The sequence below is a fragment of the Dellaglioa sp. CoH-57-MRSF-18 genome (genome assembly GCF_056781995.1).
Genome location: NZ_JBXAXX010000047.1, coordinates 1 through 582 on the forward strand (window position 1 = coordinate 1; position 582 = coordinate 582).

General features: G+C 57.7%; 1 protein-coding gene. It reads left to right on the forward strand.

Going from position 1 to position 582, the window contains the following annotated elements; all coding sequences use genetic code 11:
• Positions 1 to 173 precede the first annotated feature (173 nt).
• The coding region (locus tag AC1RPG_RS07970) for a hypothetical protein (protein ID WP_481762463.1) at positions 174 to 582 on the forward strand (409 nt) is incomplete at its 3' end.

Here is a 582-nt window from a genome sequence, read left to right on the forward strand (position 1 = left end):
TAAGCATGGTTGGACCGTGAGCAGCGCATGGATCGATCGCCTCGGTGAAAGCCGGTTGCTCGACGCAGCACCCGAGATTCACACGATCCTCAACGGCAACAAGATGCGATAAGTACTTGACGGGGGCTGAGGCTCCCGTTATACTTTATTTCATCAATTCACAGGAGGAAATCATGGCGAAGCGCAAAACGGTCAAGCACTCGGACCTGAAACACGGAGTGACGCTGTTCGCAGTACAGGTATTGCCGAACAGTGAAGGCGGCTACAGCGCGAGCACTTCCGAGTTCTTTGTTGTGGGCCGCACGGTGCGCAGGGCATCACCCCTGAACGACGAAGTTTGGGAAACGCCGTATTATTTCTGGGTGGCACCGGTTCACGAAACGTTCGTCAGCTACACGGGTCAGCGCGTAACGATTACGCGCGGCGCGGACGGCGTTAAGGAATTGTTCCTCGACGATCGTAATGTGCCGCGTCCGGGTCGCGAGGACGCTCCGGGCCCGGGTCAATATAACCTGCACCGTGTGTTCTTCACGGCACGTGCCCGCGACGCGTACGTACGTCGTATGGAGGCCGGAATCCTGC